The 10,737-nt window shown below is 35.0% G+C and carries 9 protein-coding genes; all 9 read right to left on the bottom strand.

Annotation, left to right across the window (positions count from 1 at the left end):
• Positions 1-274 precede the first annotated feature (274 nt).
• Positions 275-1,279, bottom strand: coding sequence for a glycosyltransferase family 2 protein (locus tag ACYQ2O_RS07795; RefSeq protein WP_346023973.1), 1,005 nt, complete (start codon positions 1,277-1,279; stop codon positions 275-277).
• 29 nt (positions 1,280-1,308) lie between these two features.
• Positions 1,309-2,373: a glycosyltransferase family 2 protein gene (locus tag ACYQ2O_RS07800; RefSeq protein ID WP_346023974.1), complete on the bottom strand. Its 1,065-nt coding sequence runs from the start codon at positions 2,371-2,373 to the stop codon at positions 1,309-1,311.
• A 32-nt stretch (positions 2,374-2,405) separates the two neighbouring features.
• On the bottom strand, positions 2,406-3,071 hold the full coding sequence (locus ACYQ2O_RS07805) for a sugar transferase (protein ID WP_346023975.1): 666 nt from the start codon (positions 3,069-3,071) through the stop codon (positions 2,406-2,408).
• A gap of 215 nt (positions 3,072-3,286) precedes the next feature.
• Positions 3,287-4,831: a lipopolysaccharide biosynthesis protein gene (locus ACYQ2O_RS07810; protein ID WP_346023976.1), complete on the bottom strand. Its 1,545-nt coding sequence runs from the start codon at positions 4,829-4,831 to the stop codon at positions 3,287-3,289.
• Between the two features lie 67 nt (positions 4,832-4,898).
• The gene (locus ACYQ2O_RS07815) at positions 4,899-6,020 is read right to left on the bottom strand and encodes a glycosyltransferase (protein WP_346023981.1); all 1,122 of its coding nucleotides are present in this window, start codon (positions 6,018-6,020) and stop codon (positions 4,899-4,901) included.
• Position 6,021: 1 nt separating this feature from the next.
• Positions 6,022-7,161: a glycosyltransferase family 1 protein gene (locus tag ACYQ2O_RS07820; protein WP_459796366.1), complete on the bottom strand. Its 1,140-nt coding sequence runs from the start codon at positions 7,159-7,161 to the stop codon at positions 6,022-6,024.
• 36 nt (positions 7,162-7,197) lie between these two features.
• Positions 7,198-8,586, bottom strand: coding sequence for an O-antigen polymerase (locus ACYQ2O_RS07825; RefSeq protein WP_346023978.1), 1,389 nt, complete (start codon positions 8,584-8,586; stop codon positions 7,198-7,200).
• 67 nt (positions 8,587-8,653) lie between these two features.
• Positions 8,654-9,361 (bottom strand): CpsD/CapB family tyrosine-protein kinase, encoded by a 708-nt coding sequence (locus ACYQ2O_RS07830; RefSeq protein WP_346023979.1) that lies wholly within the window; start codon positions 9,359-9,361, stop codon positions 8,654-8,656.
• A gap of 24 nt (positions 9,362-9,385) precedes the next feature.
• On the bottom strand, positions 9,386-10,129 hold the full coding sequence (locus ACYQ2O_RS07835) for a YveK family protein (RefSeq protein WP_346023980.1): 744 nt from the start codon (positions 10,127-10,129) through the stop codon (positions 9,386-9,388).
• Positions 10,130-10,737 lie beyond the last annotated feature (608 nt).

A 10,737-nucleotide genomic window follows, 5' to 3' on the forward strand; every position in this document is an offset into this window, starting at 1 on the left:
AAATCTACACCGTAGGTTTATTTGTGTTGGTCTTTTTTTCTAGACCATCAAACCAAAACCTGTTTGACGAGATAAATCCAATAGTGCTGTAAAAACCAATCAATTGTATGCTCATTTAAGAGCTATTCCCCCAATTATTCCTTGGAGTTTCCTAGTTCACTCTGAATACCTAAGATTATGCTTTGAAATAATCTGATCAAGGTAAATTAATATCTCCAGCATCATGGCTTTCTGTTGTTCTAGACTTAATTTCTCCACTATAAACCGTCCTTAGCTACTCTTCTGCGACAAAAATCTCTCTAGGTTTAAATGTTCTAATTACTCTGTTGTCTCTCATTACTCTATAGATTGTTACAATTGACGGCAGATAATGATTGGCATTAATTTTTATTTTCTCCTTGGATGATAGCAAAGTGTACACCTGATTGAATTCTTTAGGGTCCTTTTTTCTTAAACCTTTATCAATTTTCAAGCAGTCAAACTTGTTTTTGTTTATTTGTGACTGAATAAATGCAGTGTATTCGTAATTAGTAAAGCGGTCAAATGCATTTAATAAGTTAATCATGTCTGCAATATGTTTAATTCTCTGTTCAGGAACTTTATATACTTGCTGTGTCCAAGATCCTTCAGAAGCAAGTCGGAAAGCGCACATGACTGTATTGTCATAGTAAATATCGCCTTTAGTTGTTAAAAACAGGTACAAGGGATAATCTGTAATTTTTGCTTCGTTGAACCAGTCTGGCATCTTGAAATCATTATTGTAGTAATTTCTCATAAACAGAGAATTTGAAGCAAACATGCCCTGCAAGCCAATAACTTGTTCAGTTTTTAAATAACAATTTGTTTCATGCGCAGATTGTGTACCTAAAATACGTGTTCCCTGTTCGTTTACGCTTTTTCCTGCGTGCAGGTAAGCACTCACCTCAGGATGCAACTCCATAAAATCAAACTGCTTTTGTAGTTTAGTAGGATCAGTCCAGTAGTCATCACCATCACAATATGCAATGTACTTTCCTTGAGCTCGAGTATAATTGAAAGTATAGTGGACTTCTTTTCCTTGGGTATACTGGTTTTCTGTCTGATAAATTGGCTTAATTTTATCTGGATATGTTTGCTTATATTTTTCAATAATAGCTGTTGAATGATCTGAAGAAGCATCGTCATTAATCAGTATCTCGTAGTCAAAATCAGTCTGCTGCTTGAGAATGCTGTCCAATGTCTGTTTGATGTATTTTTCCTGATTATATGTGGTAACACTGACACTAACTTTAATAGTCATAATAACTCTTCCTTTCTAGAGCGGTTCATTTATTTAACAATCATTGCTTTTAAATTTTTTTTGTAGTGAGATAAATGTCTATGGGTAAAGCCGTATAGACTGCTTATTATAGCGAGGGTATAAACTTGTCTTTTTTTAATGACTGCTTTAAGAACTTTATCAATGAGGTTAGCTGAAGGAAATAGTTCACTTCTACTTACCGTGTATGGATCATGTAAAATTAAATAAAGGTGCTGACATTTTTCAGCAAAAGTAATATCATTGCTGTGCTCGAACAGTAGCGAGCACGTTGCTCTTATAGCACGTAGGTGAAGTATTCCTACAATTTGAGCGATTCCCTCCGGCTCCATACCCCAATCTTCAAATATTTCTTTACGAGAGCGAATTGCCCCTAAAAGAAATGTGAAATGATTGTCTTGTAGACTGTTAACTAAAGATTTTCTACTCCGAAATTTGTAATGGTAGAAACAGTCATCAATAATGGTCATCGTATTGATAACTTTGTAGACTTTTTCGTTAAATTCGATATCTTCTAGAAAGTAAATGTCTTCATTAAAAAAAATACTGTGCTTCTTCAATAACTCCAACTTATATAGTTTATTGGTTGCATATCCCATTAGGTTCAAGAAAGTGTCATCCACTGTTAATTTTTTAAAATTCTCTCTTGCCCAGTTACTTCTATCTATTTTCCAATATTCAGTCTCGGAAACACCTTCATCCTCTGCTATTGTTTCTGCATACATCCCAAACATAAGTATGTCTGGACTACACTCATCGAGAATCTCTTTTGTAAAACTTAACAGGTAGCTATCTACTTCATCATCGCTATCGACAAAACAGACATATTCTCCAGTCGCTGCTTTCAACCCTGTATTTCTTGCTGCCGATAAACCTTTATTTCTCTGATTAATCACTTTAATTCTACTGTCTTTGAGTGCGTATTTTTCTACTATTTGCATTGAATTATCCGGCGTACCGTCGTTTACTATAATCAACTCAAAATCCTTATAATCTTGCGCTAAAATGCTTACTATAGCCTTTTCCACATAATCTTCAACCTTGTAAACTGGCATGATAACACTGAATGTATTCATGGAAATCTCCTTTCCTATGATTCTGGCCCTTTTTAATAAGCATTTTCTGATTTAAACACGACAATCATTGTTTTAATCAAAATTTTGAGATCGTTTTTTACTGACATTGTTTTTATATAGGCCAAATCAAGTTCAATCATTTGCTCAAAAGATAGACCGCTGCGTCCGCTTACTTGCCATAAACCAGTTATACCAGGCTTTACTTTTAATCTTAGCTTGTCATGTTCAGTGTAATTTTGGAGTTCCCTATACAGACAAGGTCTGGGTCCAATCAAGCTCATATCCCCTCTTAAAACATTGTAAAACTGAGGAAGCTCATCCAGACTGTAGTTTCTTAATACCCTTCCGATTGGAGTAACTCTTGGATCTTCCTTGATTTTAAACATTGCCCCATCTGCTTCGTTTTTGTCTAGAAGCAACTGAAGCTTATCTTCTGCATCCGGACACATCGAGCGGAATTTATACATATTGAATTTTTTCCCATCGATTCCAATTCTTTCTTGCACGAAAATGACTGAGCTTGAGAAGTCAGTTAATTTTATGCAGGCTGTAATGAGAAGTAATATGGGCAACAATATAATTAATGCGAGTAGTGAAAAAAACACATCAATTGTTCGTTTAATTAGCTGGAATAGAACAGTTTGTCTTTTATCAATGGGCAAAGCTTGTGCAACTTTATTGATTCGATAGATAAACATGATACGCCCTCCTAATGGTTCGTATATTTATTGATAAACGTCTATAAACATTTAGTCGTAGTAATTACATGAACAATAATGAGAGACATAGAAATTGATGTATAAATAAATTGTGAGTAATGATTAATGAATTTAATTGGTGAGGGTTGGAGTAGTTTTGAGGATGATAATACAGATTTTGGAGTGTACAACTTAAAGTAGGGGTGAAATAATATTTACAATTTTCTCAGACTATATTTACTTCCTAATATTCTGAAAATCATTGCTCTGAAATAATTAAATTCAGCGGCTTTAATAGAAAAGACGACTAGAAGAAATGCCATAAATATATTTGCGACTATAAGGTTCAAAAAGAGTTCGATCCAATTAGAAATGCCGAGCTGTAAAGTGACATTATAAAGCAGGAATCCGGACAAAGCAGTTATTAGAAAATAGTAACAGTATTTTCTGATGTATATTAAGATGGTTTCTTTGAAATAATGTTTAAATAAAATATGAGGTTCATAGAAAAGATAGGTTAGTATAGTTGCAGTCGTAGTTCCTAACAAGACACCTATTATTCCTAATCGAGTAACCAGCAGGAGGGAAACGACTAAATTTATTCCGGCATCCATAAAAGCTATATAGCGAAAATGATAGAATAATCCTAATGCTCTAGTGTAAACTGAAAGAGTTCTTCTCATCCCCATTAAATAAATATTTAAAACGAATACTAGTACTATAGGCGTTGATAAAATGTACTCCTGTCCAATCCATAAGCTAATAAAAGGATTTAAGAATATAAATAAATTGATGCAAACAACACTATAAATCACAAAATTCAAATAATTTATTTTGTTGAAAACTTCTAGGGATTTCTCTTTGCTCTCCAGACTGACTAAATTACCTACGCTCGCAGTTATGGGATTAAATATTTGAGTAATCAGTGCCTCCAATACTGCAACAATCATTATATAATTTGAATACAAGCCTACCCAGACCAGACCGATAAATGATGAAATGACCAGATTATCTGTGCCGTTTACCACTACTGTACCAATACTCATCATAAACATTGAGTAGACATTTTTTTTAATTTCTCTTACTTTAATTTTTGGAATAGGCATTTTAGTTTTATTTTTTATATAAGGGTAAGCTTTATCTGCTTTAAAGGAAATCATTATATTAGCTATAAGCGTGAATACTATTTTAATAACAAGATACAGTACGAAATTCCCAGTCGTCAGTAGAACACCCATCTGAATAAAGACTGTAATGACACCAAATATATTGTCGTAAATTAAATTAACATAATTTTTCTGATCGGCAGTAAATAATGCACGTTTGTAAGCGAAGAAGTAACTAGAAGTTGTACTTATCAAATACAGTAGGTAAATCAAGGTCAAATCCTGAATATTAGGCTGGTCTCTGATGAATAAATCTATAAAAGGAGCGACCATTAAACCTAATACAAAAATAATTGAGCCTATTATAAAGTAAGCTTTAGAATATAATGCTACGAGAGATTCAACCAGTGACTCGTTTTTCTTTGCTAATGGTTCATATAAGCTATATACAATAGCTGTCCCTATCCCCAGTTCAGCGAGCGACAGAATGGATAATATGTTTGTAAATAACCCATTCACACCTAGGTAGACCACTCCAAGCATTTGTATAAAAATTGTTCGGGAAACGAATGCTAAAATTTTCATAAGCATCTGTCCGGATAAACCAATGGCAATGTTTTTTACAACCATATTTGTACGTGAGTTGCCCTGCATGATAATCCCTCTTTTTCATTCACTTTGTTCATAAAGTTTTCTTTCATTTAATGCGTCCCTAGTAGAATCATTTAAGTAAATTAGTTTTTAAGTGTATTGAAGTGTCAACAATATCAAAATCATTGTCTTTGACAGTGTGATAGGACTTTAATCTACTTGCTTGACTACTCGCCTTATTCTCTTCGATAAAATTCACCCAATCAGATACTCTATGAATACTGAGAAATTCTGTCATTTCGTTAACTTTGGCTTGTCTGGTAATTGAATCTGACAATAGACATTTAGCTCCTGAACACTGAGCCTCTATACCCACTATAGGGTTTCCTTCAAATAATGAGGGCAAAAGAAAGATGTCGATTCCCGAGTAAAAGCTGGCCGTGTCTCCTATGGTCCCTATCAGCTTTACTTTTTCTGAGAGCCTGTAATCTATTATTCTATCTTTCAAATTGGACAGCAGCTCTCCGTCTCCAGCTATGAGTAGTGTGAAAGATACGTTTTTCTGATTGAGTTCTCGAGCAACTTCCAGTAAGAATATTTGATTTTTCTGATTATTTAATCGTCCAATATTACCTAATACAAAGTCATTTTCGGACAAATTGTAGTCCTGCCTAAAAGAAGTCCTTTTTACTGAATCAAACCGAAAGTAGTCTGTATCTATACCGTTATTCAGAAGCAACACTTTGCTGTGCGCTCTTTTCGTAAACAACCATTTTCCCGCCAGATCAGAGCATGCCCAGTAGTCTGTAGCGAACCTTTGAAAGGCCAGCTTTCCGACAATATGCGATAACTGCTTTGCTGCTCTTAATCTAACTTGACCAAGAGCCGAATTATGAGAATGAGCAATTATTTTTTTCACGCCACAGTCTCTGGCCAGTTTGGAATAGACTAGGGAGACTCCGTTATAGATATTCAGGTGTAAGACGTCAAATTTCTCAGCCTTAAGGACTTCTTCAAATACTTTCAGACTTTTAACCGTTCGAGTAATTTCTGAATCCTTACCTTCCGAGAATAATTCGATAATAGGAATGCCAATATTTTCAAGTCTTGAATCATACAATTGACTGAGTTTTCGAGTAGTAATAATACTCACCAGAATATCATCTAAATCCATCTTTTCAAAATTGGACACCAAGTAAGATTCTATGCCACCTGATAACCACCTATCGGTAAAAACTCCAATTTTTTTCATCTTATCCACGCTCACTCTCTGTAACAAGAGACAGATAGAGGGATTCCAGATTGTCTGCAATAATGTCAATGCTGTAATCTGTAAAATCACCGTTTAATTGTCTGTCCCTTTTTTCTTTTAACTCCAGAATTTTCTTTGTCCAATTGTCTTCTCCTTCTTTTAAAGGAAGGATAGCACATTGATCACTCAAGCAGGCTTCTTTAGGAACAGTCTTAGATAGGATAACAGGCAGTCCCGATGCTTGAGCTTCGATTGCTGAGATGCCAAAGCCTTCATATTTTGAAGGGAAAGCGAAGACATCCATAGCGCTATAATATCGGTGGACATCAGCTCTATTCCCTAAAAAAAGAACGGATTCTCTGATTCCTAATCGCTCTGCCAAGTTTGTCAGTTTGTTTAAGTCCTGGCCATCTCCCACTAACAACAGTATTGTATCGGGCTCATACTTCAGAAAACTATGAAGAACTCTAATAAGAAATGCCTGATTTTTCTGAAAACATAGCCGACCCGTATGCCCTATTACCAATTTGTCGACAAGACCTAAGGATACTCTTAGACTTTCTCTATCATCTTTATTGAATGCAAATTTGTTTACATCAATAGCATTATTAATGACTTGTAGCTGCTTTGTTTTTACAATATTTTTACCAAATAACCATTCGCCTGCTGTATTGGTGCATGAGAAATAATGTGAGGGATAAACTTTGGAGAAAGGTCTGAGGGTGTTTTTCACGATATTTTTTGTTGTTTCTCCTGGTGCTGAGGTGCTATGGCTGTGAGCAATTCTTATTGGAATACCGACTTTTTTGGCAGCACTGAGAGGAAATGGACTTAAGGAGTTAATATGGGAGTGTACCACCTTATAATTGTTTTCCAAGAAAATAGTGGTCAGTTCTTTCCTATACTGAATAACGTTTTGATAAGGAGCGATTACAAAGACTCTGCCACCAAGAGATTCAATTTCCTGATATGGGACAATACTGGAATCTTTATCAACAAAGAAATCAAATTGGATTTTTGATTTGTTGATATGGCGATAATAGTTCATCACCATCGCCTCCACCCCTCCACCATGCATCTTTCCTAGAACATGAGCAATCCTTAAGGGTGGATCCGTTGAATTAACAGTCATTTGAATCATCTCCCTTCTACTAGTTGTATCATTTGTCGCTTTGGGTTAACGTTTTTTCTTGTTATTCTTAATGGATTCACTGAGCTTTGTTCCTGCATGTAACATCATTAGAAAGAGGAGAAAACCCATCAGTCCCAGAAATGAAGGCTGTAATGCTCCTCTGTAGATGAAAACAAAAAAGCCAAGTATAAAGGAAAATACAATTTCAATAAAATAAATATTTTGTGAATCCTTGCTGCACGTATGTGTCCTATAATCAATAAACTTTGCTATTTTCCCAAATATCAAAGAGTAAAGCAGTACGCCGATGATTCCAAAGTCAATAAAGCCTTCTGCAACGATTGGAGAAGATAAATTTGTAAAGGATACATTCTGAAAGGTTGCCACTAGCTCTCCTGACGGTAGGCCTTTTACATCCCAAATATCTCTCGGCATAAAGAACAGCAATACACTCCGCAGCTGACTCCCATATTGATAACCAACAACTTCGACATAACGAATGGTTCTGCCTATCATCTGATAAGCATCAAAGTCCAACGAGTTGTAATTATTGATTTCTAAGCTGACACTTCGAGAAAGAATCTGTTCGAGTGTATAAAATTTAAAGGCATACATTAAAGGGAAAATAATGACTATTGAAAAAATCAGCAATATATCAAATCGTTTTCCTTTGAATACTGACATGTCGTAGGCGCTGATTAGGAGACCTAAATAAACAGCGCCTATGAGAAAACGAGATAGAGTAATCGGGTTATTGAGTATAATTGTTATGATTAATAGTATAAGGATAATTAAATTGGTTTGATAAGTTGGTAATACTTTTATTTTCTTTTTCTTAGCCCATAAGAATATAGCTAAACTAAGCGCAGGAGTTGATCGGGTGAGGAAAAAGATTAGGATCCCAAAAGTATTTTCACTGAATTCCAAAGCATCTCTTATGAATAAATTTTCCAATCCACTTATTCCTACAGCAAAGACAAATGAAACAAGCGATGAGAAAAATAAAGTCAGATAGAAGCCTTTACTTTTTGGAATCGGAAGACTTTTATTACCCTTCAAAGTGTATCGTTTACTCTTGAGATTATAACTAGCATAATATCCCACGCACCATATCATAATGAGTACATTAGTAAAGACAATTTCATATTCAGTTAAAAATAAGCTGCGAGGAGCATAACCTGAATTTAACTGATAAAAGGGTATGATAATCAAGAAGATTAAAAAAAAGTACCAATTTATTTTGTTTATTGAAATTGCCAGCTCGCTTTTTAGAATACCAGTGATAACAATAGTAAAATTGATGAAAAAGGTAAAATAGATAGTAACGGACATGGTAGAGAGGTTGTTGTAAAAAGTAAGAACATATAAGAAAAGCGCACCAGCAAGCAGCAGGTTGGGAATTATGATTTTCTTTTGCAACTTCAATTGATTCACTGGTCTCCTCCTATCTCAAGGCAGCAATCAGGTTATTCTTATTTGAATGAAGGCCGTACTTAGTGATTTATTCTTCGCTGGCATAATAGTAATTATAGCGATCATTTGATGGATCAACCCGGTTCATAACGGCTCCCAGGATATTAGACTTAACCGTTTCAAGAGCTTCTTTAGCACTGATTACCTCATCTGCTTTTACTTGTCCTTTGGGGATAACAAGGATGACTCCATCAGTTTCTGAAGCTAGCACTCGAGAATCAGTTACTGCTAACACAGGAGGTGTGTCAAATATTATTAAGTCGTAAGAAGATTTCATTTCATCCAGCAGCTCCGCCATTCGATTGGATCCGAGTAATTCAGCCGGATTAGGTGGAATTGCCCCACTGGTCATAAAGGATAAACCTTTAATAGATGTCTGGTGTACCATGCTCTCCAATTTGGCGTGTCTATTTGTAAGCAAGGATGTTAAGCCGGAATGATTTCTAACCTTAAATATTTTGTGAACTTTAGGTTTTCTAAGGTCAGCATCAACTATCAATACTTTCTTATCTTCCGAAGCAATGGTAGCAGCCAAATTAACACTGATGGTGGACTTCCCTGAAGAAGGTGTAGCAGAAGTTACAACTAAGGTCCGCAGTTCTTTATCTACTAATGAAAATTTAAGGTTCATTCGAATGGTCCTAAATTGTTCAGATATTACAGATTTAGGTTCTTCACTTACTATCAGTCTTGGAGCATCAGACTCTTTTAGAGTTTTATTTGATTTGGTAAGCATGTTAGTATTCCTCCATTCAAAAGCTTAAACTTTTGTACGTGCGCTGACTGAATCCGGTAATCGCTCTGGAACAACTTGCTGGTTTTTATCTGAGATTTTTTCTGGTAACATTTCAGAAACACAGCCTAGGTTGATTAAACCCAAGTGTTCAGTAATGAAACTTTCATCTTTAACAGTAGTATCTTTGAATTCAATGAATATAGCCAATGACGTGGCTAAAACGCCTCCTAATACGAAACCAATTAATAAATTAAGCGTGTGATTTGGACTCACGGGATTTGGATTAACACTAGCTTGAGAAAAAATTGTGACGTTATCCAAACTCATGATATCTTCAAGCTTTTCCTGAAAAATCTCTGCTGTTTTATTTGCAATAATTGCTGCATTATTCGGGTTTGGGTTGATGATCTGAATTGAAAATACTTGGGAATTATTTTCACTGGTAACATTTAACTGATTTAATAACTGCTGACTGGTAATTGGCAAGTTAAGCTCTTCTGTCACCTCATCCAGTATAGCCGGGCTCATCAGCAAATCTTTATAGGTATTGATTAATTGCACATTTGTTTCAATATCTGTTCTTTGAATGACTTCTGTATCTTGAGAGCGATTAACGACAAGCTGAGTCGTTGAGCTGTATTGTGGTGTAGACACGTAAAAGCTGTAACCCGCTAATAATAACATGCCTGTCAAAATCCCTAACATGATTAGCCCTAAACGTTTTTTAACTATGCCTATCAGTTCCAATAGGCTCATTTCTTCATCCATTTTAATTCCTCCTTTAACTGGATTGAACTCATGACCGACTAAAATTTAAATATTTAGATCGATATCATGCAAGTAGTGTCTATTTTTTATTGTCGATAGCTTAGAATTTTTATAAGTATTTGAAGTAAAATGTAACTAAATAGCTGTATGCAATAAAAACACCGCCTTTAGAAATCATCGAATTTAATCTACAGGGACATGTTCTATAAAGTAAATAGACAATAATGTAGAATAAAAGTATGGAAAGATAACTGGATATGAATGAAATTTCTGATAAGTGAAAAATTTTGGGAGGTATAGTATAAGGGTAAGGTTGAAGTAATAAGAGTGCTGAAGGAGTGTAAAACAGTAATTATAGAGGTGTTTTAGCTGAAATAAGAGTGTGAAATAAAATTAGCAAGTACGCTGATTGAAATGAGATAAGTAAATATAGTATTCTCGAGAAGAAATTACAGAAGATATCTCACATAATAATGCATGAGGGAACTGTCAAATTTTTTATGAAAACTAAAAATTAAAGGTGGTGAAGGCCCACTGACTATACCAATCGGAGCCGCATTTGCCCTTGACAAACACTTGAATGGTTTCAGTTAAGGTCACAAGGGTGA

The sequence above is a fragment of the Alkalibacterium sp. m-11 genome, assembly GCF_054658155.1.

Excerpts from the sequence above, each read along its gene's own strand:
- ACYQ2O_RS07810 (WP_346023976.1), bottom strand. The coding sequence starts at position 4,831 with ATGCAGGGCAACTCACGTACAAATATGGTTGTAAAAAACATTGCCATT.
- ACYQ2O_RS07830 (WP_346023979.1), bottom strand. The coding sequence starts at position 9,361 with ATGCTTACCAAATCAAATAAAACTCTAAAAGAGTCTGATGCTCCAAGA.
- ACYQ2O_RS07835 (WP_346023980.1), bottom strand. The coding sequence starts at position 10,129 with ATGGATGAAGAAATGAGCCTATTGGAACTGATAGGCATAGTTAAAAAA.
- ACYQ2O_RS07820 (WP_459796366.1), bottom strand. The coding sequence starts at position 7,161 with ATGATTCAAATGACTGTTAATTCAACGGATCCACCCTTAAGGATTGCT.
- ACYQ2O_RS07805 (WP_346023975.1), bottom strand. The coding sequence starts at position 3,071 with ATGTTTATCTATCGAATCAATAAAGTTGCACAAGCTTTGCCCATTGAT.
- ACYQ2O_RS07795 (WP_346023973.1), bottom strand. The coding sequence starts at position 1,279 with ATGACTATTAAAGTTAGTGTCAGTGTTACCACATATAATCAGGAAAAA.
- ACYQ2O_RS07815 (WP_346023981.1), bottom strand. The coding sequence starts at position 6,020 with ATGAAAAAAATTGGAGTTTTTACCGATAGGTGGTTATCAGGTGGCATA.
- ACYQ2O_RS07800 (WP_346023974.1), bottom strand. The coding sequence starts at position 2,373 with ATGAATACATTCAGTGTTATCATGCCAGTTTACAAGGTTGAAGATTAT.